We start from the raw sequence: 23814 nt of genomic DNA, 5'->3' as shown, positions 1-23814 counted from the left end.
TTCGGAAATCTATTCAATTGTCCAGTTTCGGGGCCGGTGCCAGCATCGATTGTGACAGGAGGATTGCGGATGACCGAACCGGTGAGACTGTGGGGTGCGCGCTTTCGCTCGCCGCCGTCCGAGGCGCTGATGAATCTGTCGCGGGCGCCGGCGAACTATTTCCGCCTGGTGCCGGAAGACCTGCAATCCTCAGTGGCGCATGCGCGCGAACTGATGCGCGCCGGCATCCTGACCGAGGCCGAGACGGGCGAGATCATTGCCGCCCTCGAGGCGATCGGGGAAGACTGGCGCGCCGGGCGCATCGCCCCCTCCCCGGCCGACGAGGACGTGCACACCTTCCTCGAGCGCATGCTGAAGGACCGGCTCGGTGCGCTGGGAGGCAAGCTCCGGGCCGGCCGCTCGCGCAACGACCAGGCGGCGAACGACCTCAAGCTCCACCTGCGCAGCGCCGCCCGCCGGCTCGCCAGCCAGGTGCTCGCCCTGCAGGGGGCGCTGATCGCGCAGGCGGAACAGCATCGCGACACGCTCTGCCCCGGCTTCACCCACCTGCAGCCGGCCCAGCCCGTCACCTTCGCCCACCAGCTCCTCGCCCATGCCCAGGGCTTTTCGCGCGACGTCGAGCGCTTCCGCGACTTCGACCGGCGCGCCGCACGCTCGCCCCTCGGTGCCGCCGCGCTCGCCGGCTCCGCCATCGCGCTCCATCCCGAGCTGTCGGCCAAGGAACTCGGCTACGACGCCCCGTGCGAGAACTCGATCGATGCCGTCGGCAGCCGCGACCACGTGGCCGAGTTCCTGTTCGTCACGGCGATGCTCGGCGTCAACCTCTCGCGGCTCGCCGAGGAAGTCTTCCTCTGGTCCTCGAAGCAGTTCCGCTGGGTCAGCCTCGACGACGGCTATGCCACCGGCTCTTCCATCATGCCGCAGAAGAAGAATGCGGACATCGCAGAGCTGACGCGCGGGCGCGCGGCGCGCCTCATCGCCAGCCTCAACGGCCTCCTGGTGGCGCTCAAGGGCCTGCCCTTCGCCTACAACCGCGACCTCTCCGAGGACAAGTGGGCGAGCTTCGAGGCCATCGACACGCTCGACCTCGTGCTGCCCGCCATGGCCGGCATGATCGCCACCATGGCGGTCGACCGCGAGCGCCTCGCCGAACAGGCGACCGAGGGCTTCACCCTTGCGACGGAGGTCGCGGACTGGCTGTCGCAGAACGGCGTGCCCTTCAGCGAGGCGCACGAGATCACCGGGTCGCTGGTGCGCTATTGCGAGGAAATGGCCATCGACCTGTCGGAGCTGACGCCGGCGGACCTTGCCGCCGTCGATGCACGGCTCGGTGCCGACGTTCTGCCCAGGCTGACGCCCGAGGCGGCCGTCGCCGCGCGCAGCGGCTATGGCGGCACCTCGCCGGCGCGGGTCGGCGAGCAGATCGAGCGGCTGAAGAGGACTGTCGAGGCGCAGCGGCGCTGGGCGGAAAGCGCCTGAGCGCGCACACTTCCGGGGAAAGCATCGTCATCGGCGCCGAGGGCCCAATGGACGATGCCAGGAACGATCCCTTGCCGACGGCCGAAGATGCCGCGGCGGGATCAGGAGAACGAGCAAAGCCGATGACCGACACCGTCTACCAGATCAGCCATCTCGTCCATGTGCCCCGGCGGCACTATGGGCGGATGGTCGCCGCCGCCCTGGTCCTGGCGGCGCTGGCCGCCATCGCCCACGCCTTCGTCGTCGGGCAGATCGAGTGGAGCTACGTCGGCGAGTTCCTGACGGTGCCGGCGATCATGACCGGCCTCGTCAACACCATCGTCATGGCCATCCTCGCCATGGTCGTCGGCATCGTGCTCGGCGTCGTCTTCGCCATCATGCGGCTGTCGGACAATCCGGTGCTGTCCTACACGGCGCTCGGCTACATCTGGCTGTTCCGCGCGGTTCCGGCGCTGCTGCAGCTGCTCTTGTGGTTCAATCTCGCCCTCATCTTCCCGACCATGGGCATTCCGGGCCTCTTCTCGGTGCCGACGGTCGAGGTGATGACGCCCTTCGTCGCCGCCCTCCTCGGCCTCGGCATCCAGCAGGGCGCCTTCACGGCCGAGGTCGTGCGCGCCGGCCTTCTCTCGGTCGACCGCGGCCAGTACGAGGCGGCCCAGACGCTCGGCATGACGCGGCTCAAGATGCTGCGCCGCATCATCATGCCCCAGGCCATGCGCGTCATCATCCCGCCGGTGGGCAACGAGTTCATCGGCATGGTCAAGCTCACCTCGCTCGCCAGCGTCATCCAGTATGCCGAGATCCTGCACAGCGCGCAGAACATCTACTACGCCAACTCGCGCGTCATCGAGCTGCTGATCGTCGCCGCCTTCTGGTACCTCATCGTCGTGACGGCGCTCAGCCTCATCCAGGGGCGCATCGAGAAGTACTATTCCAAGGGTGCGGCTCCCGCCGCCGATACGAAGTGACGGGAGGACTGGCCATGGACATCCGCACCACCGCCGCAGCCGACGACCAGAACCTTTCCCCGGCCGCCCCGCTCGTCGTCGCCGCAGATGTGCGCAAGCGCTTCGGCGACAACGAGGTGCTGAAGGGCATCGACATCGCGGTGCCGAAGGGCGAGGTGGTCTGCATCATCGGCCCCTCGGGCTCGGGCAAGAGCACCTTCCTGCGCTGCATCAACCAGCTCGAGCGCATCGACGGCGGCGCCATCTGGGTTGCTGGCGAGCTCGTCGGCTACCGGCGCGACGGCAACTTCCTGCACGAATTGACCGATGCCGAGATCGCGCGCCAGCGGCGCCGCATCGGCATGGTCTTCCAGCGCTTCAACCTCTTCCCCCACCTCACCGCGATCGAGAACATCATCGAGGGCCCGGTGCAGGTGCTTGGCGAGAAGCCGGCCGAGGCCCGCGAGCGCGCCGAGGCGCTTCTGGCGCGCGTCGGCCTCGCCGACAAGCGCGACGCCTACCCTGCGCACCTGTCCGGCGGCCAGCAGCAGCGCGTCGCCATCGCCCGTGCGCTCGCCATGCGCCCCGAGCTCCTCCTCTTCGACGAGCCGACCTCCGCACTCGACCCGGAACTCGTCGGCGAGGTGCTCGGCGTGATGCGCGACCTCGCCGGCTCCGGCATGACGATGATCGTGGTCACCCACGAGCTCGGCTTCGCCCGCGAGGTGGGCAACCGGGTCGCCTTCATGGACCAGGGCCAGCTCGTCGAGATCGGCGACGCCCGTAAGGTGCTGACCGATCCGCAACAGGCGCGCACGCGCGCCTTCATTTCCGCCGTTCACAAGTAAGACAATCACTTCTGGAGCAACGGAGCCAACTGCCATGAAGACACGTACCCTCGTCCTTTCCGCACTCGCGCTCGCCCTTGCCGGCGGCGCGGCGATGGCCCAGGCGCTGCCCGAGCGCATCATGACGAAGAAGCAGATCGTCGTCGCCAACGTGCCGAACTATCCCCCGCTCGAGTTCAAGGATCCGAAGACCGGCACTCTGACCGGCCTCGATATCGACCTCGGCAATGCGCTCGCCAAGAAGCTCGGCGTTGAGATCAAGTGGGAGGAGATCAGCTTCGAGCAGATGGTGAGCGCGCTCACCACCGGCCGCGCCGACATGATCCTGAGCGGCATGAGCGACCTGCCCGGCCGCCGCGAGACGCTCGACTTCGTCGACTATCTCGAATCCGGCGCCCAGTTCTACACGACGGCCGACCGCGCCGCCGAGTACAGGGCGCCGGAAGATCTCTGCGGCAAGACCGTGGGCGCGAGCCGCCGCACGTCCTTCCCCGCCGAGATGGAGAAGTGGAGCAAGACGACCTGCGAGGCCAACGGCAAGCCGGCGCTCAAGATCGTCGGCACCGAGGGCTCGGCCGATGCCCGCACGCAGCTGCGCCAGAAGCGCCTCGACGCCGCCGTGCAGGGCAGCGAGACGCTTCCCTACCTGCTCAATCTCGAGCCCAACACCTACGCCATCGTCGGCAAGCCCTTCACCTCCGTCTACCAGGGCATGGGCTTCGCCAAGAAGGACACGGAGCTGCGCGACGCCGTCGCCCACGCCTTCAAGGAGATGATCGCCGACGGCACGTACGAGGAGGTGCTGAAGAAGTGGGAGCTTCAGGACGCCAAGCTCGACAAGCTGATGATCAACGGCGAGGCTAAGTAAGCCTCCGCTCCAGGTTCTCCCCTCGACTGCGCCGGGCGGCCTCCGCCCGGCGTCCTTTCCCTTCCACCGCGGTCCCCATGACAGCCAGTGCCGACAACCTGCGCGCCGCCGCGCTTGCCCGCTTCGTCGTGCATGCTTCGCCCGACGACTTGCCCCGGCCCATCCGCGACAAGAGCGCCCGGCACATCCTCGATACGCTGGCCTGCGGCATCGCCGGCGCCGCCTCGCGCGAGGCGCAGGCCTGCCTTGACCTTGTCGAGGCGACGGAGGAGCCCGGCCCCGCCCCGGCCTGGGGCACCGACCGGCGCCTTGCCTCCCGCTCGGCCGCACTCGTCAACGGCATCGCCTGCCACGCCTTCGAGCTCGACGACACCGGCGGCTGCGACCATTCCGGCGCCGTCGTCGTGCCGGCAGCCATGGCCGCGGTCGCGCTGTCCGAGCGCGCGATCTCCGGCGACGAATTCATCCTCGCGGTCACCCTCGGCTATGACGTCGCCCGGCGGGTGCTCGAGGCCTGCGGCGGCTACGAGCCGCACAACAACGCCGGCTGGCACTCGACCGCGACCTGCGGCACCTTCGGCGCCGCGGTGGCGGCCGGACGGCTGATGCAGCTCGATGTGACACGCATGGCCCATGCCCTCGGCCATGCGGCGAGCTTCAGCGGCGGCCTGTGGGCCTTCATCCACGACGGCAGCCAGACGAAGCGCGTCCACGCCGGCCGCGCCGCCGAAGGCGGGTTGCTCGCGGCGATGCTCGCCGGCGCCGGCGTCACGGGCCCCTCGGCCGTTTTCGAGGATCGCTGGGGCGGCTTTCTCGCCACCTTCGCCCAGTCCTCCGCCCGGCCGGAAGCGCTGACCATCGGCCTCGGCGAACGCTGGCGCATGGAGCGCGTGTCGCTCAAGCCCTATGCGTCGTGCCGTGGCACGCATTCTTCCATCGACGCGCTCGGCCTTCTTCTCGACGACAACGGCCTTGACGGCGGCGACGTCGAACGCATCGAGGTGCGGCTCAGCCGCTTCCTCCTCGACATGTGCGGCGGGCGGACGGTCGATACCCTGCCCGAGGCGCAGATGAGCCTGCCCTATGCGCTCGCGGCCCGCCTCGTGCTCGGCCATGCGGGGCTCGACGCCTATCGCGCTGTCCGCCGGTCCGATCCCCTGCTGCGCGCAGCCATGGACCGCATCGCGCTCACCGCCGACGACGCCATCCCGGCAACCGACGAGCCCTTCGTTCGGATCGCGGCGCGGGACGGGCGCTCGTTCGAGACCCGCGTGACGAGCCCGCTCGGCTCGCCGGCCAATCCGGTGGGCGAGGCGGCCTATTTCGACAAGGTGCGCGGGCTGTGCGGCATGGCGCTGCCGGCCCCCGCCGTCGAGCGCCTCGTCGCCGGGGTTCTCGACCTCGGGGGCGACCCGGACATGCGCTGGCTCGGCGACGCCCTCGGAGCGCCGCGGCGGCCGCCCGTCTTCGACTGACGCTTGGCGCGGCGACCACTCCCTGAGCCCGCGCCACGACGGGGCAGCGAAGTGTCGACGAAGCCGCAGTGCGCGCGTTCAGCCCATTTTCCGGCCCATCGGGACCGGTCTGAAAGCGCAGGATAGCCCCGCCGGTCGGACCGTGCAGGGTTACCGGAAGGTCCCGGCGCAACGCGCCGGGACCAGGATCAAGGGATCAGCCCCACCAGTGGTGATGGTCCTGGAAGGCCTGATCGTGGCTTTGCATGGCCCCGAAGACGCTCGACAGATCGATATGGTCCGTCGGTGTGAACGCGTCACTGGCGGCCGCGGCATGGGACTGGAAGTCGCTTCCCATTTTGGAGGGCGAGAACGATCCCGCCCGCGCGCCATGGTCCAGGAGTTGCGAGAAGTCGATCCCGCCCCATCGGGCCGCATCGCTCCCACCCTGATGCCACCAGCCATGATGACCGGGCCTGGAATCGCCCGCCAGGTCCGGCGTAGGCACCAGATCCGGCGCAGGCACCAGGTCCGGCGCGGGATCCACCGCGGCGGTGGCGTCTTGGGCCTGGCTCGCGCTCACATCGGCGACGAGGCTCTCCTCGCCCGAGGTGGCGGAAGCCGTCTCGGTGGTCGCAGCCGAGCCGTCGGTCGCACCCGATCCACCATTGGCATCAGCCGAAACGTCGGCATCCGCCTCGACGGTGACAGACGCATCGGCATCGGCTGCTTCGATAGCATCGGCAGCTTCAATCGAGCCCTGCGTCGCCGACGCCTCGGCCGCAGCCGCGCTCTCGGTCGTCGCGCTCGTGGACGAGCTGGAGGACGTGGACGCCGTCACCGACGGATCCGTGATGCCGTCGCCTGCACCTTCCGCATAGACGCGAACGTAATCAACCTCCATCGTCGACGGGCCGGACCCGCCGCCATCATTGGTGTAGAGATTGAGCAGCAGGTACATGGGGTCGTGCATGTCCGCCGGTGTCGCAGCCTGATAGACCTGCTGGCCGTCGAGGTACCAGGTGATCTTATCGGGCTCCCAAGCCACGCCGTAGCGGTGGAACGAGGTCGACAGATCCGGAATCTCGAGCCAGGTGCTGTCGGCCGAGTGCCCGCCGACCCCGGTGTGGGCGGTGAACACGCCACCCCAGGAATTGGACTCGAAGACATCCAGCTCCGGCGGCCAGGCGCCGCTCGTGGGGAGAAGCCAGAACGCACCGCCGCCGGCCCCGCTGCCGTTGCCGCCATCGGCGATCGTGCCCGTCGCGGGCATCTTGGCGCTCATCTCGAAATACCCATAGGTTTGCGAGAAGGTGCCCTGCGTATCGAGGTGCCCAGAGGTGTACGGCTCACGCAGGCCATCCGGGGCCGCTTGAGCCGTGATGTTCAGAACGCCATCGTCGACTGTCCACGGACGGACGCCGGACGTGCTGGGATTGTCGGCACTCACGAACCATGTGGTTCCGGCCGAGTATCCGTCCGGCGCGTAGTCATGCGTCGTATTCCACGTGCCAGAACCGGCGTGATTATGCCGAATGGAAAGATCATCGAACTCATCGCTGAAGGTTAGATGAGCTGTTGCGGCTAGGTTGTTGGGATCTATAGCCAATAGTGCCTCCGTTATCGTGGTTGTTATTCATCGGCGCGAGGGTGATGTTGGAGGTCAACGTGGCAGCAATATGGCGCCCGCACAGATGAGCCGCACGCTCGGCTTGGCGGCCGCGCGGCTCATCATCAAAACGGCTGCCTGATCTGGCGCTTACGGAACGTTGCTGACGTTCTCATGCAGGGGCCGGCACGACCGGCTTGGGAGACGGTCCATGGCGCCCGAACACCGCAAATGGCGTCGCCTGCCGAGAGCCCGATCGGACCGGGCGCGGGCTCAGGCCCCGCTCGCCCGTTCCGTCTCGGGCGCCGCCCGGACGAAGAAGATCCTGATTTCCTTCAGCGCCGTCCTCACGAAACCGGGCAGCAGGACATATTCGAGCAGGACCGCATAGACGACGAACCCCAGGCCGATGCCGCTCAACAGCGAGAGCAGCATTGGCCAATCGTAGGCGGCCATCCAGTTGATCGTGACGAGCGCACAAACGGCAAAGCCGAGCCCGGCGGCCGCGATCCGCAATGCCGATTTGGTTCCCACGGTCCAGTTGACGCCGCACGCTTTCTGCAGCGTGAACAGGCATAGCGGGACGATGCAGGCAAAGGCGCCGGACCACGCGAAACCGACCGCCGTGAGGCTGAACTGGGCGCCGATGACGATGAAGATGGAAACCGTCAGCAGTTTCGCCGTGGCCAGCTTGAAGAACAGGTCCGGCCGTCCGGCCGCCGACAGCGCCGAGCCTGCGAAGAAGGACAGCGGCAAGGTGAATGCGACCAGACACATGGCCTGCAGGATGCCGACGGCGCCCGACCATTGCGGCCCGAGTAGCGCCAGGACGAACACCTCCGCCCCGATGCCGAGCGCGAGGAGCATGGGCATCCAGATGGCCAGGGTGGACCGCACCATCATGTCGTAGGAGCTTGTGAAAACGCCGCGGTGAGCGGTGTTGCGGCTCAGGATCGGCATGACGAGCATGCGCATCGGCGTCAGCAGGACGGTGCTCGCCATATCGAGGAGGCGTGAGGCAAGCACGTAACAGGCAACCGCATCGGGCGGGAAGAACAGGCCGACGATCAGGCTGTCGACGCTGTTGCTGAGCGCGGTCGCAAAGCTTCCCCCCATGAAGCAGAAACCGAAACGCGCCAGTTCACGGCCCTGCTTGAGATTGAATATGAAGCGCGGCCGCCATGAGGTCGCCGTCCACAGGATGACCACCGAAACGACAGTCTGCGTCAACTGCAGGGCGACGAGCGACCAAACGCCCCAGTCCGCGGCCGCCAGCGCGATGCCGACGACGACGCCTGCGATCCGTCCGACAATGGTGCGCCGCGCCAGGACGGCCGTGTCCAGGTTGCGCAGGAAGAGCGCGATCTGGACGCTCATCAGCGCCTGCAGGGGTGCGAGGAAGGCGATCCACCTCAGCACGGGCTCTATGATGGGAGCGTGGTAGACCGCTGCGAGCCAGCCGGCGAGTCCCTGGATCGCGAGAAAAATGGCCGCTGCCAGGAGCAGGTTCATCCAGAATACCGTCGATGTGCGCGACGGCCCCGGATCCTCCACCCAGATGAGAGCATCCGCTATGCCGTGATAGAGAACCACATTCATCAGGCCGATCAGCGCCATCGCGATCGCAAATACGCCGTACTGCTCCGGTCCGATCAGGCGCGCGATGATCAGGAATGCGAGGAACGGGATTCCCTGGCCCCCCACGACATCCATGAAAGTCCAAAGCAGCGCTTTCTTCTCTCTGGTCTGCAAGAGCCTATCTCCAATATTGGACTGGAGCACTCGCTGAGCGGGCGACTTGGGTCCGCTCACCATTTCATGTGCGCGAACAGCGCATTGGATGCGTGTTCCGCCATCTCTTCCTGGGAATGACCGACACCCGGAGCTTCGATGAGGCGCCAGGCGAACTCCGTCTTGAGACGCTCGGCCTGACGTTTGCCGAAAGCGATGAAGAACTGCCCGCGAGCGACGCGGTTTACACCTTGGCGGCCGGCGCAGGCCTCGTATCCGTCGGCCCCGAAGTAATCCGTCGATTTCGTATCGTGCTGCCCGACATCGACGACGAGCGGGTGGCCCAGGGCGGAGCGGAGCGCCTCCTCGTCCGGAGCCGCGCCGCCGAGACCGCAGGGATAGTCCTGCGTCGGATCAGGCAGGGTGTACCACCCCCCGCTGTCGGCCACGACGAGGTCGACTCGTGGTGCGCCGGTCAGCAGAAGGTATCGATGCGCGAACTGCGCTCCGGCGGAGAATCCGTAGAGCTGGAAGCGGTCCTTCACCGCGCCGGTCGCCTGGCGAACCGCATCGACGGCCCGATCGAGCGCATGGAAGGTCCAGGCTGCCTTGGGCTGGGGCCGGCGGGCCGCATCGGTGACATTACCAAGGTTGTACCACAAGGTGCCCGGGAACTTGGCTTCGCTGAACTCGGGCACGATCAGCAGGAGGTTGTACCTCTCGGCAATCGGGCGCCAGGTGTCCCGCAAGAGCGTCGCGTTCCGGTCGGCGCCATGCAGGACAACGAGCAGGCGCCCGTCCTGCGGGCGCCAGGCAGCCGGCTTGTGAATGAAGACATCCATGGGACCGGGCGTAACGCCCGCCGGCTCGAAATACCGCAAGACATCTCTTCCCGCCGCAAGATCATTCTGCGCCGTGCTCCGGCCCTCCAAGACCATCACCATGGGCACCATGAGGATTGCCCCGGCTATCCCTGCCGCAATCCCCCTGAGGGAGGCGATCGTTCGTGCATAACGCAGCAAATGCATCCTCCCCAAAGCAACAATTACAATAGCAGTCTAATAGTGCTGCCGGCGCAGACCATCGCTGTAGACGGATCGTGGTGAGCGATTGCGAACTAATCCGAGGTGATAGGCGGGCGCAGCACGGCCCCGGCCGTCCACACCGCCCCTCGGCTGCTGCACCTCACGGCGCAACCGGTGCGAGCGGGGCGGCTGGCTTCCCGTCTGGCGGGCGAGAGATCCGGCGGCATCGAGCAACGCCAATCCGGGTATTTGCCGGGGCCGCCGGCGGTGCTTCGGCGCAAATGCCCGGCAGTCGTGCTCCGCCCTCAAGCTTAGCCGGTCCGGTATGGAGGCTTATCTCGGAAAGTCAATACGCTCTATGGTATCTACTCCCGAAATGCCGAACTACCTCAGGATGTCCCGACCCGCACTGCATAGTTCCGATAATATATTCCCCGAGTCCGACAGACTTGGACCCTGACAGATTTTAGACGTCATGCCGCTGCGCTGGTCGCCATCGAACATAGGGAAGGTGCCCATGAGCATCTCCTTCTCGTTTCGCCTGAGGGAGCTGGCGCCAATCGCCGTCCTTCTCGCCGCATTGCTGTGGCCGCATGGTCCCGCATGGGCGGCCTACCGCTTGCAATCGGGCGATGTTCTTGAACTGGCGGTTGCCGGCGTGCCGGAGCTGCGACAGCGTTCGACGGTCGGGATCGACGGCGAGGTTGCATTCCCGCTCGTCGGAAACGTTAGGGCCGGCGGCCTGTCCGTCGCCGATCTCAGAGCCAGGCTCCTCAACATCCTCGCTTCGAAGATCTACCAGCAGCGAACGAGCGACGGGCGCGAGGTCTCGCATGTCGTCCTCCCCGAAGAAGTCACGCTGTCGATCGTCGAGTACAGGCCGATCTACCTGAACGGAGACGTGACGAGACCGGGCGAGCAGCCGTTTCGGCCGGGCCTCACAGTCCGCCAGGCGGTCGCAGTCGCCGGCGGGTACGACATCATGCGGTTCCGGATGAACAATCCCATCCTGGAATCGGCCGACCTGCGGGCAGAATATGAATCGCTGTGGACGGATTACGCGCGGGAACAGGCGCATCTGTGGCGCCTGCGCACGGAACTCGGGGATGCGGTCTCGCCGGATCCGGCCAATCTCCCGATCGCACCGGACCTGCTCCAGCAGCTGCGCTCCAATGAGGAGCGGCAGCTCGCGGCGCGAATGGCCGATCAGGACAAGGAACGCGCCCATCTGCAAGGCGCGATCGACGCCGCGACGACGCACCTCACCATTCTGGCCGGGAAACGAAAGAACGACGAGGATGGCCATCGCGCCGACAGCAACGAATTCGACAAGGTCCGCGATTACTTCCAGCGCGGCATGGCATCCAACGTGCGGCTGTCGGAAGCCCGCCGCGCCATGCTCATGTCGTCGACGCAAGTGCTCCAGACGATCGTCGAGATCAACAATATCGAACGGCAACGCACGGAGTATCAGAGGCTGTTGACCAGGCTCGACGACCAGCGTCGGATCGAACTCCTGCGGGAGCTGCAGGACGTCAACGTGCGCGTCGCTCAGGTCACGGCACGGCTGCGCAGTGTCGGCGAGAAGCTGCTTTACACGAGCACGCTGCAATCGCAGCTCATAAGGGGCACCGGCGGCCAGCCCGAATTCGTCGTCTACCGGGCTGCCGAGAACCGCGAGATGGAAAGCAGCGAGGACACGGAGCTCTTTCCCGGCGATACCGTTTTCGTGACGCTGCGCGCCACTCCAGTGACGGCCGAGTCCGCGCAAACCCGTCAATCAACTGCGGCTGGGGATAAACACTATGCTTCAGGTTCCCCATAAGCACGACGCCGGTAATCGGGACGTGCCTGTTGCGGCACATGGAGGCGTGCCCGATGTCGAACTTGCCGACATTGCAGCCCTTGCCGCTTTCGCCCGGAGAAACCTCGGGACCATTTTGGTCTGCACGATCCTGTGCATGGCCGTCGGCATTTCGTATCTTGCCTTTTCCACGTCCTACTACACAGCGCGCACAACCGTGCTTCTCGACGTCAAGAAGCCGCGGGCTGTTCAGGATCAGGATGCGATCCCGAACAACGTCGCCGAGATCGGCTATATCGAAAGTCAGGTCGTAGTGCTGCAATCGGCCCTGACGATCGAGAATACGGTCACCCAGCTCCATCTCGACGACGATCCGGAATTCAACGGAATGCTGGACTGGCGGGCCAGCATTGCGCGACTTTGCCCGAGCGCGGCATGGCTTCCCTGCCCCCGGCAGCCTCCAGACAGCGCAGCCGCGCGTTTGCGCAGTGCGGCAGAACATGTGCGGCAGGCGCTCGTCGTGCAGCGCATCGGCACCTCGCAAGTGATCGAGGTCAATTTCTCATCGCGCAACAAGGATAAGGCCGCCGAAATCGCCAACGCGCTGGTGAGCAGCTATCTGGCCGGCCAATCGGCCGCCGGCATGCGTCTGACGCAACAGGCAATCACCTGGCTGGAGCAGCGGATCGAAGCCTTGCGGCAACAGACCCTCGAAGCGGCCCAGAGGCTGCAGGAGTTCAAGGCCGGCAGCGGGCCCAGCGATCCGGCCCAACGCGCCTTCATGCTGCGCGAACTGCTGAGCGCCCTGGAGAACCACCAGACGCTGTACCAGGGTTTCGTGCACCGCTATGCCGAAACCGCCCAGCAGCTCTCCTTTCCGATCTCCGACGTCCGCGTCCTGACGGTCGCATCCCCGCCGTCGAGACCCGACGGGCCGTCGAATACCGCCATCCTGGCGATCGCCGCCCTCGGGGGGATCGTCCTCGGCCTGATGATAGCGGCGGCGAAGGAGCGCCTCGACCGGACGATCCACACGCCGGATCAGCTGGAAGCATCGACGGGCCTGACATGCGTGGCAGCCATGCCGCAGATACCGTCTTCTCCCCGCAAAATGCGCTCGCAGCGGCCCGCGGCTTCGCCAGGTGAAGCGGGCGCGCGGCTGTGTGCGACACGGCCGGACACGGACGCTTTGAGACAGGTCGTGAAAGACCCTGGCTCCGAGTTCTCCCGCGCGATCGGCCTGCTCCTCTCCCGCCTCGAAACCCGGCTGAGGGACACGGGCTCGGCTGTCATCGGCATCGCACCCGTCGGGCACCGCCTGTCGCACGAGATCGTCGCATCGAACCTTGCAATGCTGGCCGCCGGCTTGGGGCGCAAGACGCTCCTGATCGATGCCGACCGGCATGCGGCCGCACTGACCCGCTGTCTCGCGCCCGGTGCCGCCTGCGGCGGGATCGACATCGCGGCCAAGAAGAGCACGATCGAAACGGCTCTCTACACGGACGAGACGACCGGGATGCAGTTCCTGCCGAGCCGCTTCCCCTCCCGGCCGGAGCCGGCCGAGGCCATCCGCTTTCCTGACTGGATCGCGGCGGCGATCTCCCAGGCGCGGGACAATTATCCCTTGATCATCGTCGCGATGCCCGAGTGCCTCGAATCCGCCGACGCCCACTATGCGATCGATGCCCTGGACGACCTCGTGCTGGTCGGTCAGGCGGGGCGGCTCACCGTCGGCCAGATCAGCGAGTTCTTCCGTTCCATCCGAGGAAACGAGAAACGCGTGGCCGGAGTGGTCTTGAGCCATGTCTTCGATCGCTCAAAGCGCTGCTAGGGCGAACCCTTTCGGGCTTGCAGCCCCCGGGTTCGGCGAGCGCCAGGCTGCGCCGATAGTCGGAGCCGTTGCCGCCCTCCTGTTCCTGATCATATGCCCCGGTCTTCTCCTTTCGATCGGCGCGCCGATGCTCGCCTTGCCGGCGATTTTCGCCGTCGTTTTCTTCTTCGTCTTTCGGGACAGCATCCCTGCCCTGTTGATCGCAACGGCCATTTTCCAGAACGTGGCAATCGCCTTCTGGGTTGAGGAAAGCTCCACCGTCGGCCAGATCAGCACCGCCCGGGCCCTCAGCTTTCTGGTGATGGTCTCGTTGTTTGCCGCGGTATCGATCGGAGCCATCGCCGCACGGCAGCGCGTCGCCCGTTGTCATGTTCATCTCGTGTGGCTGTCGTGGATCGTCCTTGTCGTCATCGGCGGCCAGACCGCCCTGGGTATCCCCACCGCCGGCCTCAACGGCGCTGCGGCCTATGCCAGGAACATCAGCCTGCTGCCGATCGCCCTGGCGCTCGGCCTGCTGTGCCAGCCCCGGAACGGCACCGGCAGCCTACGGTGGTTCAGTGCGGCGTTCGTCGTCCTGCTCGTGTTCGGCTACGTCGAGATGGCTTTCCGCGAGGAACTGTATCCCCTTGTCGGCTTCGACCGGTTCATGCTCAGGACCTCTGAACGCTCAGCCGACATCCAGTACCGACTGTTCCTCGGTTTCTCGCAATATCTGAATGCGCAGCAAACCGCCCTGTTCAATGATCCGAACCTCGATGCGTTCTCCATCATCCGCCTGCAGGGTCCGACCGCGCATCCGATCAGCTTCGGCTATGCTCTGGTCATCACCTCCTTGCCTCTCCTCGCCAGAGCACCTTTGACGGTGCTGCTGCTGCAGGCTCCTCTTCAGTACGGGATCAACTCGAAGGGCGCCGTACTCCTCTTCCTCGCTTGTGCGGGGGCGCGCCTCGGTGTGCGAATCCTGCTGTCGATGCCGTCCATTCTTCGTGCCCTGGCCGTGGTGACGGTCTGGGCTATGTCCACGGCCGCGGGGATCGTTCTCGGGCTCCGGCATGGGGATTTCCATGTGCTTGGGTTCCTGGGCGGGCTGAAGGCCTTCGTCGCAAAACCTCTCGGCCATGGCGTGGGAACGAGCGGCAATCTGACGGAGACGGGCGTCAATGGCCGGATCGACTGGGTCGCCATGCAGCATGCCGGCAGTGCTGATCGCGGCATCGAGAGTGCCGTCGGCGTGATGCTCGATCAGCTGGGCGCGTTCAGTGCGGTCTATTTCCTCTTGGCCATCCTGGTCATCCGGCAGCTGATCGTCGCGAGAGATCCGCTGCACATCGTTCTCGCGACGGCCGCCATCGGTCTCATCGCGAATGGCGTCCTGCAGGAGGAAGCACTGTTTTCTCCCTCGAGCGCCGGACTGCTGTTCTTCATGATCGGCCTTGTGCTTGCTGCGCAGCCCGCCACCTCCGGCCAGCCTGTCCATGGCCGAAGCGCGTCCTTCCGGCCAGCGGATTGGTCGCAGCTGCGACAGCCCGGCAGCGCGGCCTGATCACGGGATCGGACGAACCGCGCAATCGGGTTGCACGCGGGCCGACAGGCCCGGAATTGGCAGCGGGATCCTCCACGACACCGCCGAACCGTCGATGCATTCGAGCCGCCCGGCCCGGTTGAGCGTATGGATGCGGCGGCCTGGCCAGTCCGGGCCGGGAGCAAGGATCGTGCGGACGGTCTGCGCGAATTCCTCCTCATCGAGGCGGGTCACCTCGGCAAGGCCCAGCGCCCGCCCGTAGCCGCTGCGGCAATCCTGCACCGGCCGCCACAGCCGCCCGTTGCGGCACACGATATTGCCGGCGGGACGCGCAGCGGACGCATCGATCAGGACCGGATTGGCCGGGTGCGGCCGCCACGGCCCGACCAGCGCATCCGCCATGAACAGGGACAGAGTATCGGAGGGCGCACCGGCGCCGTCGCGGGTGGCGACGAACATCCAATAGCGCCCGCCATGGCGGACGATCGTCGCGTCGCTGGCTTCGATGCCCTCGAGCAGCACGGCTTCCTCCACCCAGCGGGTGGGAAACGGATCGGCGCGGTACAGGCGGACGGAGCGGTCAGCCGAGCTTTCCGGAACCATCCAGATCTCGCCACCGTCAACCATGAGGAATGGATAGGACAAGTGCCAGGGCGTCTCCAGCACCGGTCGGGCTGCGCCGGTCGGACCATCCGGTCCGAACGGGATCGCCGCGATGATACCCTTCTGCTGACGGTGGTCGAAATCCTCGACCATGATCCAGGTCTCATCGCGCCAGACGACGGGGAACGGATCGGCCAGGAAGCGCAGGCCCGGATCGGGAACATCGCGCCACGGCGTGCCCCCGAGATCGCGACGGTCGAGAACATCGGCCTCGTCGTCGACGAACCGCCATCCGACCCGCCAGTGCGGTGCTCGCGTGCACAGCCGGTACAATCGCCGCAATGCCGAGAAGGCGAGGTCACCGACCGCGTAGCGCACCGCCGCCGTTGCGCTCGCCGGAGCGGCAGCCCGGGGCATGGGCCGCACGCACTGCCCCGGTTGCGACAGGGCCGAGAGCGCGAGCGTCTGCACGCGCGCGACGATGCATTCGTAGGCTTCGACCAGGCTTTCGGCTGTCTCGATGGAAGGCAAGGCACGCGCGAGGATGCGGGAACTGCCCGCCTCGGCGATCTCGAGGAGCGGTGTACGCCCCGCGAGCAGCGCCCCGAACAGCGCAGCCTCGTCCGGCACGCCGTCGTAAAGGAGACGCAGCGCACCCGGTCCGCCCGCGCCGGCGGTGCTGAGGTCGAGCACCGGGCCCGCGGGCAGCGGGCAGCCCGAAGCGGCGGAGACGCGGTCGCTCGGGCGCGGCCCCGGCAGTCCGCGGACCAGTTGCTCCAGGGAGAGGAGGAGCTCGACGGCGGTCGGCAGTGTGGCACCGTCTGTCACGACGAGGGATGCCGCTCGCCCGGACGCCAGCCGGGACGCGAAGTCGACGTGCCAGCGTCTCAGCCGCCGTCTATCCACGATGAGGGAGGTCATGGCGCCGCCGCTTGCTTCGCGCCGAGATCGCGAACGAGGCTGTCGTAAGCCTCCACCATCGCGTCGACCGGATATCGCGCAGCCAGGCGCCGGCCGCGAGCGGCCATTTCGGCAGCACGCCCCGGAGCCGCCACGAGGCCTGCCACGGCCGCCCCGAATGCCGCCGGATCGCTGGCATCGACGAAAACCGCACAGGGCTCGCCGGCGACCGAAAGCACCTCCCGCAGCACCGGCAGATGGTTCGCCACGACCGGAACGCCGGCTTGCGCCGCCTCCACTGCCGCGATTCCGAAGGTTTCGGCCAGCGACGGGAAGACGAAGACGTCGAGGGCGGCAAAGAAGTCGGCGATGTCCTCGGCACCGAGTTCACCAAGAAGATGGAGGCGCTCGGCACAGGCGAGATCGCGTGCCAGTGCTCTCAGCCGCGCGGCGTCCGGCCCCTGTCCTGCCAGGGCCAGGTGCCAGGTCGGGTTCAACGGCAGCAGCCTGACGGCGGCGTCGAGCTGTTTGGTCTGATGCAACCGCGCGGCGCAGCCAAGGACTGTCGGGCGGACGGGCAGACCGAACCGGATCCGAGCGCCCTTTCGGTCGAGGAGACTGCGCTTCACCGCCACGCCGTGGTCAATCCGCATCAGGCGGCTCCGGTAGGCGCGAGGGTGGTCCTTGAACTCGGCTGCCGCCTCGCCCGACACCGCCACGATGCGGCTGTAGACGCCAAGGCAGCCGAGCCAGCGGTCGGCGGTGCGCACCGGCGCTGCCACGACGGCGCCCGCCGAGTTCTGGTTGGCGATGACGTGACGCACGCCGGCAAGCCGGGCGAGCGGTGCGCCGATCACATTGCCGTAGTGCTGGAAACAGAGGACGACATCGGGCCGGAAGCGCCGGATTTCGCGCCCCAGTCCCCACAGAAGACGCGCAAGGGCACGCGGCCCCGTCGGGCGGGCGGTGGCGCAGAACACCGTTCTCTCATCCCCGTCGAAGGCCGCCGTGCGGCGATAGAAGAAGATCTGCCGGATATCGTGCCCGCGGTCTGCCAACCCCGCTGCGAGAAGCCGGGCAATCTCCTGCGCGCCGGCATTTTCGGCCTGCGTCTGCAGGAGGAGCACACGCATCCCCCCATCCGCAGTCGGCTTACGACATGTCCTGACCTCCGATGGAGCGCGGTGAACAGGACCAATGACCGCGGAATCACTCTGCATCACACTATTCGCTCCGCTAAAGGGCGAATTGCTCAATAACGCTTGGTCAACTGTCGAAGTGTCCCACTGAAGCTGCGCATTGTCGAGGCACGCGTCCGACTGCTCCGGTGTTATGTCAAGGCAATATTGAATTACACCTATGGTATTCGCCAGGCCGCGCATGCTGGCGCGGGGGGACGTCGAATATCTCCTGGAAGTGGTGCGCTTCGCCTGCTGGCAAGACGCTGCAGCGCCTTGCGCCAGCGATCGACCGGCAAGGGGCGCGCCCGGTGCAAGGCGCTTTCGCGCTCCCCAGCCGGTGCGAGCGGACCGGTCGCGCAAACCGTTCTGCCGCAGCGCAGCCTGCCGCGTCAACACGGGCGGCATTCAATATCGGAGACTCGGATAATCCATCTGAAGTAGTCCGACGAGGTGGGCCCGTCGCCCTTTTGCTGGATATGGACACCAGCTGCCGTATATTATCGCTGCTCGCCCCGTTGTGGGTACGCTCGATGATTTCAGGCGGGAGCCTGGCGCTCTAGCCAACATATCGGCCAGTCATACCAAGGAGATTCCCGAGCCAGAGATATCTCAGCGGCCCCTTAAGCTTGCGAATAGCACTACGGACTAGTTCAAAGGATCCGACAATGATGTCGAGTATCGAGACGGTCGTTTTGGAGCCCAACGTTCTTCTGCGCGCAGGCCTCTGTAAGCTTCTGAACGGAACGCAGTTCAAGGTGATCGCGGCGGTAGCCTCCCTCGGTGAGTTGCGCCTCAGGGCGAAGCACCACCCCACGCTGATCATTGTGAGCGCGGACGCGGCACCGGAAGATGTTTCGAATGTATTCGGCGAGCTGCAGCAGCAGCACCCGGACGCACGCATCGTTATATTGGCGAGGGGCCACGATTCAACCAGGATGCGCGAATTGGCTCAGTATGGTGCAAGTGCCTATCTTTGCGAAACCATGTCTCCGGAGGCCATCATCAAGTCTCTCGAGCTGATCATGCTGAACATGAGCGTGGTTCCGGCGGCCATGTTGTTCAATCTGTGGGAGAGCGAGCCCGACGGCAGTGACGTGTCGTTGCCGGAGGCCGATCCCGCCATGCCGAGCGGCGCCGATCCGACCCGGCCGCATCTGTCCGGTCGGGAAGTGAGCATCCTTCGCTCTCTGGTGCACGGAGATTCGAACAAGCACATCGCGCGCCAGCTCGATATCGCTGAGGCGACCGTCAAGGTTCATGTCAAGGCGATCCTTCGCAAGATTCGCGTGCGCAACCGGACACAGGCCGCCATCTGGGCGATGGCGAACAGCATTCCGGATCGGGGCGCCGAAGTGCTGCGCGAGGAAGCCCCGCCCGTTCCGCATCGGCAGCTGGCCTGAGCGGAAGGCGCATCCGGGAGGGGCCTGTCACGGGCCGGCGGAGGCATCAAAAGCTTCGCAACCGCTGCCGGGGCCGGATCGGATCAGGCGGATTCAACCTGATGGGAGCGGGTTCAGTGCTGTTCTAACCGCGCGGCGAGCCCCTGCTTACGCGAAACAGGGCTACCACCTAAGACCGACGGAATATACATAGAAGAAGTTGCCCCGGTCCAAAGCTTTGAAATACCTTATGCAAGGCGACAGAAGTGGCGAAACATGCCCTTGCAGAGGTTCAATCATCATGCAAGAGCTTAAGAAGAAAGAGAGCTCCTCGCGTGAAGCATATGCTTGGATCGTATCGAGTTTGGTAGAGTAGAGGCACCACCCATGGAGTCCTCGAGAAATATCCGCGTCGTCCTTCTGTCGCCCCCAGGCGATCTCGGGTACATCGTGCTTCGCAGTCTCGCCACGTTGGGTTCCAGCACACTTCTCGTTTGTCAGCCGCGATCGGCAATCCGTCTTTCCCGCTACAGGACCAGGACGCTCCTGACGCATTCACAGGCGTTCCAGGATCCGCACATGGTTGCAGACGCCATCAATGCGGAGGTCGGGCGCCAAGGTGTCGATGTTGTTCTCGCGAGCTCCGTTCCAGGCTTGAAGTTGCTGGCCGAGATACGCGATCGCATCCGCGCTCCCGTGTTCCCGATGCCGGACCTGCCGACGCTCGAGATTCTCAATCATAAGCTGAAGTTTGCCGACATCTGCGCGGCGTGCGGCGTGCCGACGCCGCCGACGCTGTTCTATCGCAGCCAGACGGAGCTGCGACCGGCCGAAATCCGCACCAAGATCGCGTTTCCCTGCGTCCTGAAGCCCGTCAGCGCCTCCGGAGGTGACGGCGTGAACGTGGTCCACGGCGAAGCCGAGCTGAACGCCGCCTTGTCGTCGGCGGCCGAATACCTGCACGACGGGCTGCTCGTCCAAGAGTATATAGCCGGGCGTGACGTCGGGCTCAGCGTTTTCGCGCAGGATGGCGAGATCAAGAACTGGGCGAGCTTCTATTGTGATGGCCACTGGTCTACCGAGTTCGCGCATATTCCAGGTTTGCTCGAAGCCGGGAGAGCCATCATCGCCCACACCAGGTTCACGGGGATTGCCAATTTCGACGCGCGTTTCGACCCGCAGTCGGGCCGGCTTCTGTTCCTCGAGTGCAACCCGCGCTTCTTCCGGCGTGTCGAGGCCGGGCGGAACTGTGGCCTCGATTTCGTTGCGGCTGGCCTTGCCGCGATGGGGCTCGCGGCAGACCAGCCGACGAGCCTCACCGAAGGCCGCCACCTCTCGGCCCGGGATCTCTTCAGCCGTCCCGGTCTGAAGCTGGTCTCCTCCCACGCCTATTCCCTCAAGAGCGCGAGCCGGGATATCATGAGCATTCTCAGGGACCCCGCACCGGTGCTCGGATCCTTCCTGCATGAACACGCGGTGCGGTCGGTGAAGTTGTCATGGCTGGGCTTGGCCGCAATACTGTCGAACGTGGCGGACTGAACAGAGCGGACCGCTTTTTCTCGAACCCGTCCTGCCCGCGCATCAATCCGGTTCCTGATGACTATCGTAGGCCCGCATGACACGAGGCAGCATCTGGGAAGACGTGAGGCCTGCCTTGAGGACGGGCGTTGCACGTTGCCATGGCCGGGCAGGCCGTGCTTGCTCCTGCCTTGCGGCGCCGGAAGCTTTGAGCGCGCGATCCGCCAAGACGATCCGCGAACGCCGGCCGCTGATGAAGCTGGTGATCTTGCTGCTTTCCGCGGCGCTCACCGGCATTCCCTCTCCCGCTCCGGCGGAAGATAAGGCGACCGCCGCGGTGGCCGCCGCGAGCTCATGCAACAATGAGGATCAGACCGGCGTCCCGGTCGCGCGGCTGCGGGCTATCGCCCGCGGCTTCTCGCTGCCAGGCTGGACGGACCGATGGCCGCCCCGCGCTCCCGACGAGCGAATGCTGGCGCAGTTGCGCACGATGGGACTGACTCATGTCCGGCTGCCCCTGCTCCTCGAGAGGCTCTCTCCCGCGTTCAGCGGCCCGGCGGTGATTGCGCAGTCGCTCCAGCAGACCGACCATGCCGTCGAGATCCTGCTGCAGCTCGGCTACGCCGTGACGCTCGACATGCACCCGGCGGAACGGTTCCAAGAGCTTCATCAGGCGGAGCCCGACCAAGGGCTCGCCATTCTCGCAGAAGTCTGGCAACGGCTCGCAACACGCTATGCCAATACCGCCCCGGATCGCATCTTCTTCGAGATCCTGAACGAGCCGTCCGTTCCCTCCCCCATCTGGCTGGAGCAGGGCCCCCAGATCGTCGCGATCGTGCGGCGCGCCGCTCCGGACCATACCATCATCTACGGGCCGGCCTTCTACCAGCGCTACGAGGCCCTGCAGGCGCTCACCCCGCTGGCGGACCCGAACATCGTCTACGCATTTCACTTCTACGATCCGATGGCGTTCACGCATCAAGGACAGACCTGGGGGCGCGATCCGCCGCCGAGCGTCGGCCGCATACCGTTCCCGGCCGGCCTCGCCGATATCGAGCCGTTGATCCGCAGGTTGCAGCAACAGGGCCAGTCCGAAGCGGCGGAGAGCTTGTCGGAGCAGTTCCGTGAACCCTGGACGCCGCAGACGATCGACCGGATCTTCGCCGGGGTGGCCGATTGGGCCGCGTCGCACGCGCGGCCGGTCATCGTCAATGAGTTCGGCGTGCTCTCGTTCAGGGCCGACCCGCAATCGCGGGCGGCGTGGATCCGAGCGGTCCGCACTGCCGCCGAACGGTACTGCATCGGCTGGACCCATTGGGAATATGCCGATGGCTTCGGCTTCGTGCGTCGCACCGGCAGCCGCGAGACCATCGACCCGGTGGTTGGTCCCGCCCTGACCGCGCCGCTCGGGAGCACACCCGTTCCGTGATGGGTCGGGGTCGGACCGGGCGGGAAGCGCCGCCGCGGTGCCCGGCTCGGGGTGCGTATGGTCGTCACCGATAGACTGGCATGCCCGCCGTCTTGGTGAAGAGGTGGTAGAGCGCCGGAATGTTGGTCTTGAGATAGCGTGCGCCCAGGCGATGCGGCTCCTGACCTGCACGAAACAGCCACTCCAGGCCGATCCTCTGCATCCAGAAGGGAGCCCGCGGCGCCCGCCCGGAATAGAAATCGAGCATTCCGCCACAGGTGCGGATCCAGCCTACACCCTGCAGCCGTGTCCGGTTGCGAACGGCGAAACTCTCCTGCAGGGGGCTGCCGAGACCCACCCACAGCACGTCGACAGCCTGGGAGCGGATCGTCTCGCAGATGTCTTCTTCCTCTTCCTTCGCAAAATATCCGTCCCGGCCGCCGATCAGCTGCAGGCCCGGAAAGGCCTGCCTGAAATAGGCGATGGCCCGCTCGTTGTCGCCGGCGCGGCTGCCGAGAAAGAAGAAGCGCAGTCCAGCCGATACCGCCGCCCGCGAAGCATCGAGGATCAGGTCCGTCGTCGCAATGCGCTCAGGGAGCGGGACGGTGCTCATCATGCGCGAGACCAAAACCAGCGGCATGCCATCGGCATCAATGATGTCGGCCTGATCCATCAGGGTACGGAAATCGGGATCGCGGTGATAGCGGGCGATCACCGAGCCGTTCGATGCGAAAACGAGCTTTGGCAGCACGGCGCCGTGTCGCGCAGCATAGCAATCCTCGATCATCCGTCCGATCAGTTCGGCTCTGGTGAGGCAGGCAGTGGGAATGCCGCCGACATTCAGAACGGGGACGCGTGGTCCGGAGCCATCCGGCTCGAGCCTTGCCGTAGACATCACAACGCTCCTCGCCCCCAGGCTGCCCCGAGGACCGTTTTGGTTATGATGATGACGTCGAGAGACAGCGATCGGTTCTCGACATACCAGGAATCCAGCCGGACGCGCTGGGCCATGTCGCTGAGTTCCGGTGTCGGCCCGCGGGAACCGTTGATTTGCGCCCAACCGGTCAATCCCGGCTTGACCCTCTGGCGAATGTCATAGCCTTCGATCAGGCGCCCATAGTATTCGTCATGCGCGATCGCGTGGGGGCGCGGCCCGACGAGCGACATCTCGCCCCGCAGGACATTGATCAGTTGCGGGAGCTCGTCCAGGCTCGTCTTGCGCAACAGCCGGCCGACACGGGTGATGCGGGGGTCCTGCGGCTTTGCCTGTTCGATCGTTGCACCGTTCTCGAGCACCGTCATGGTCCGGAACTTCAGGATCTCGAACGGCCGTCCGCCCCGGCCCCTGCGCGTCTGCCTGAAGATGATGGGGCCCCTGGAATCCCATCGGATGACGCACGCCAGGACGAGGAAAAGGGGGATCAGCAGCAGCAGGCCGATGGTCGACAGAATGATGTCGATGATGCGCTTGGCGGCATCCGACCACATCGGTGCAAACTGAATGCGATGAGGGATCTTGGAATCAGGCGAGTAAGACCTGCTATCCAGATCACGCGACACGCTCCACGACATCGACGTCCCCCTAGATGGATTCAACTGATCAGTTGAACAGAGCGCACCTCTCTCCCGGGCTCCTTCTCTTCTCCTCTGCACGCAGGCCACACTTCATAATCTTACTACTGATGGTGATTTCCTCGTAATAACCTT

Annotated in this window: 18 protein-coding genes; 11 read left to right on the top strand and 7 right to left on the bottom strand. The window is 65.8% G+C overall.

Annotated elements, in window-relative coordinates:
• Positions 1 to 69: 69 nt before the first annotated feature.
• The 5 genes from argH to GGR16_RS19615 all read left to right on the top strand — a co-directional run bounded on the left by argH (position 70) and on the right by GGR16_RS19615 (position 5617).
• Entirely contained in the window at positions 70 to 1479 is a 1410-nt protein-coding gene (gene argH, locus GGR16_RS19635; protein WP_019402594.1) for an argininosuccinate lyase, read from the top strand.
• A 122-nt stretch (positions 1480 to 1601) separates the two neighbouring features.
• Positions 1602 to 2447, top strand: a complete 846-nt coding sequence (locus GGR16_RS19630; protein ID WP_019402595.1) for an amino acid ABC transporter permease — start codon at positions 1602 to 1604, stop codon at positions 2445 to 2447.
• Between the two features lie 14 nt (positions 2448 to 2461).
• Positions 2462 to 3274 carry an amino acid ABC transporter ATP-binding protein gene (locus tag GGR16_RS19625; RefSeq protein ID WP_210289636.1) on the top strand — a complete coding sequence of 271 codons (813 nt, stop codon included), beginning with the start codon at positions 2462 to 2464 and terminating at the stop codon, positions 3272 to 3274.
• A gap of 34 nt (positions 3275 to 3308) precedes the next feature.
• A complete protein-coding gene (locus tag GGR16_RS19620) occupies positions 3309 to 4142 on the top strand; it encodes an ABC transporter substrate-binding protein (protein ID WP_019402597.1) in 834 nt (277 codons plus the stop codon).
• Positions 4143 to 4219: 77 nt separating this feature from the next.
• Positions 4220 to 5617 carry an MmgE/PrpD family protein gene (locus GGR16_RS19615; protein WP_183317707.1) on the top strand — a complete coding sequence of 466 codons (1398 nt, stop codon included), beginning with the start codon at positions 4220 to 4222 and terminating at the stop codon, positions 5615 to 5617.
• Positions 5618 to 5813: 196 nt separating this feature from the next.
• Here GGR16_RS19615 and GGR16_RS19610 read toward each other — a convergent pair whose 3' ends face one another.
• The 3 genes from GGR16_RS19610 to GGR16_RS19600 form a co-directional block, all read right to left on the bottom strand.
• Complete coding sequence (locus tag GGR16_RS19610) at positions 5814 to 7205, bottom strand: glycoside hydrolase family 16 protein (protein WP_183317706.1); 1392 nt, start codon at positions 7203 to 7205, stop codon at positions 5814 to 5816.
• A gap of 273 nt (positions 7206 to 7478) precedes the next feature.
• The gene (locus GGR16_RS19605) at positions 7479 to 8957 is read right to left on the bottom strand and encodes a lipopolysaccharide biosynthesis protein (RefSeq protein WP_183317705.1); all 1479 of its coding nucleotides are present in this window, start codon (positions 8955 to 8957) and stop codon (positions 7479 to 7481) included.
• Between the two features lie 56 nt (positions 8958 to 9013).
• Positions 9014 to 9817: an alpha/beta hydrolase family protein gene (locus GGR16_RS19600; protein ID WP_183317704.1), complete on the bottom strand. Its 804-nt coding sequence runs from the start codon at positions 9815 to 9817 to the stop codon at positions 9014 to 9016.
• A gap of 661 nt (positions 9818 to 10478) precedes the next feature.
• Here GGR16_RS19600 and GGR16_RS19595 point away from each other — a divergent pair.
• From GGR16_RS19595 to GGR16_RS19585, 3 genes are read left to right on the top strand one after another with little or no spacing between them, the layout of a single operon-like run.
• Positions 10479 to 11786 (top strand): polysaccharide biosynthesis/export family protein, encoded by a 1308-nt coding sequence (locus GGR16_RS19595; RefSeq protein ID WP_019402602.1) that lies wholly within the window; start codon positions 10479 to 10481, stop codon positions 11784 to 11786.
• A complete protein-coding gene (locus GGR16_RS19590; RefSeq protein ID WP_183317703.1) occupies positions 11767 to 13596 on the top strand; it encodes a Wzz/FepE/Etk N-terminal domain-containing protein in 1830 nt (609 codons plus the stop codon). The genes GGR16_RS19595 and GGR16_RS19590 overlap by 20 nt, the downstream gene beginning before the upstream one ends.
• Positions 13568 to 15139, top strand: a complete 1572-nt coding sequence (locus GGR16_RS19585; RefSeq protein WP_019402604.1) for a hypothetical protein — start codon at positions 13568 to 13570, stop codon at positions 15137 to 15139. Before GGR16_RS19590 ends, GGR16_RS19585 begins: the two co-directional genes overlap by 29 nt.
• On the opposite strand, the gene GGR16_RS19580 is transcribed toward GGR16_RS19585, so the two are convergent.
• Positions 15140 to 16642 carry a glucosamine inositolphosphorylceramide transferase family protein gene (locus GGR16_RS19580; RefSeq protein ID WP_183317702.1) on the bottom strand — a complete coding sequence of 501 codons (1503 nt, stop codon included), beginning with the start codon at positions 16640 to 16642 and terminating at the stop codon, positions 15140 to 15142.
• Positions 16639 to 17754: a glycosyltransferase family 4 protein gene (locus tag GGR16_RS19575; protein ID WP_019402606.1), complete on the bottom strand. Its 1116-nt coding sequence runs from the start codon at positions 17752 to 17754 to the stop codon at positions 16639 to 16641. The genes GGR16_RS19580 and GGR16_RS19575 overlap by 4 nt, the downstream gene beginning before the upstream one ends.
• 713 nt (positions 17755 to 18467) lie before the next feature.
• Between GGR16_RS19575 and GGR16_RS26085 the strand changes: the two genes are divergently transcribed.
• The 3 genes from GGR16_RS26085 to GGR16_RS19560 all read left to right on the top strand — a co-directional run bounded on the left by GGR16_RS26085 (position 18468) and on the right by GGR16_RS19560 (position 22128).
• The gene (locus tag GGR16_RS26085; protein WP_019402607.1) at positions 18468 to 19202 is read left to right on the top strand and encodes a LuxR C-terminal-related transcriptional regulator; all 735 of its coding nucleotides are present in this window, start codon (positions 18468 to 18470) and stop codon (positions 19200 to 19202) included.
• A gap of 558 nt (positions 19203 to 19760) precedes the next feature.
• Positions 19761 to 20720, top strand: coding sequence for an ATP-binding protein (locus GGR16_RS19565; RefSeq protein ID WP_183317701.1), 960 nt, complete (start codon positions 19761 to 19763; stop codon positions 20718 to 20720).
• A gap of 232 nt (positions 20721 to 20952) precedes the next feature.
• Positions 20953 to 22128, top strand: coding sequence for a glycoside hydrolase family 5 protein (locus tag GGR16_RS19560; protein WP_183317700.1), 1176 nt, complete (start codon positions 20953 to 20955; stop codon positions 22126 to 22128).
• 64 nt (positions 22129 to 22192) lie between these two features.
• Here GGR16_RS19560 and GGR16_RS19555 read toward each other — a convergent pair whose 3' ends face one another.
• Positions 22193 to 23002 carry a WecB/TagA/CpsF family glycosyltransferase gene (locus GGR16_RS19555; RefSeq protein ID WP_156332919.1) on the bottom strand — a complete coding sequence of 270 codons (810 nt, stop codon included), beginning with the start codon at positions 23000 to 23002 and terminating at the stop codon, positions 22193 to 22195.
• Positions 23002 to 23679 (bottom strand): exopolysaccharide biosynthesis polyprenyl glycosylphosphotransferase, encoded by a 678-nt coding sequence (locus tag GGR16_RS19550; protein ID WP_245258903.1) that lies wholly within the window; start codon positions 23677 to 23679, stop codon positions 23002 to 23004. The genes GGR16_RS19555 and GGR16_RS19550 overlap by 1 nt, the downstream gene beginning before the upstream one ends.
• Positions 23680 to 23814: the final 135 nt, after the last annotated feature.

Source organism: Chelatococcus caeni (assembly GCF_014196925.1).
In the GTDB taxonomy this organism is placed as follows: domain Bacteria; phylum Pseudomonadota; class Alphaproteobacteria; order Rhizobiales; family Beijerinckiaceae; genus Chelatococcus_A; species Chelatococcus_A caeni.
Note: the sequence above shows the minus strand (reverse complement) of the source record. Positions and strands in the feature narration are given on the sequence as shown.

Bases quoted from the DNA above. Each gene is read 5' to 3' on its own strand.
- argH (WP_019402594.1), top strand. From the start codon at position 70: ATGACCGAACCGGTGAGACTGTGGGGTGCGCGCTTTCGCTCGCCGCCG.
- GGR16_RS19630 (WP_019402595.1), top strand. From the start codon at position 1,602: ATGACCGACACCGTCTACCAGATCAGCCATCTCGTCCATGTGCCCCGG.
- GGR16_RS19625 (WP_210289636.1), top strand. From the start codon at position 2,462: ATGGACATCCGCACCACCGCCGCAGCCGACGACCAGAACCTTTCCCCG.
- GGR16_RS19620 (WP_019402597.1), top strand. From the start codon at position 3,309: ATGAAGACACGTACCCTCGTCCTTTCCGCACTCGCGCTCGCCCTTGCC.
- GGR16_RS19615 (WP_183317707.1), top strand. From the start codon at position 4,220: ATGACAGCCAGTGCCGACAACCTGCGCGCCGCCGCGCTTGCCCGCTTC.
- GGR16_RS19595 (WP_019402602.1), top strand. From the start codon at position 10,479: ATGAGCATCTCCTTCTCGTTTCGCCTGAGGGAGCTGGCGCCAATCGCC.
- GGR16_RS19590 (WP_183317703.1), top strand. From the start codon at position 11,767: ATGCTTCAGGTTCCCCATAAGCACGACGCCGGTAATCGGGACGTGCCT.
- GGR16_RS19585 (WP_019402604.1), top strand. From the start codon at position 13,568: ATGTCTTCGATCGCTCAAAGCGCTGCTAGGGCGAACCCTTTCGGGCTT.
- GGR16_RS19580 (WP_183317702.1), bottom strand. From the start codon at position 16,642: ATGACCTCCCTCATCGTGGATAGACGGCGGCTGAGACGCTGGCACGTC.
- GGR16_RS19575 (WP_019402606.1), bottom strand. From the start codon at position 17,754: ATGCGTGTGCTCCTCCTGCAGACGCAGGCCGAAAATGCCGGCGCGCAG.
- GGR16_RS26085 (WP_019402607.1), top strand. From the start codon at position 18,468: ATGATGTCGAGTATCGAGACGGTCGTTTTGGAGCCCAACGTTCTTCTG.
- GGR16_RS19565 (WP_183317701.1), top strand. From the start codon at position 19,761: ATGGTTGCAGACGCCATCAATGCGGAGGTCGGGCGCCAAGGTGTCGAT.
- GGR16_RS19560 (WP_183317700.1), top strand. From the start codon at position 20,953: ATGAAGCTGGTGATCTTGCTGCTTTCCGCGGCGCTCACCGGCATTCCC.
- GGR16_RS19555 (WP_156332919.1), bottom strand. From the start codon at position 23,002: ATGTCTACGGCAAGGCTCGAGCCGGATGGCTCCGGACCACGCGTCCCC.
- GGR16_RS19550 (WP_245258903.1), bottom strand. From the start codon at position 23,679: ATGTCGTGGAGCGTGTCGCGTGATCTGGATAGCAGGTCTTACTCGCCT.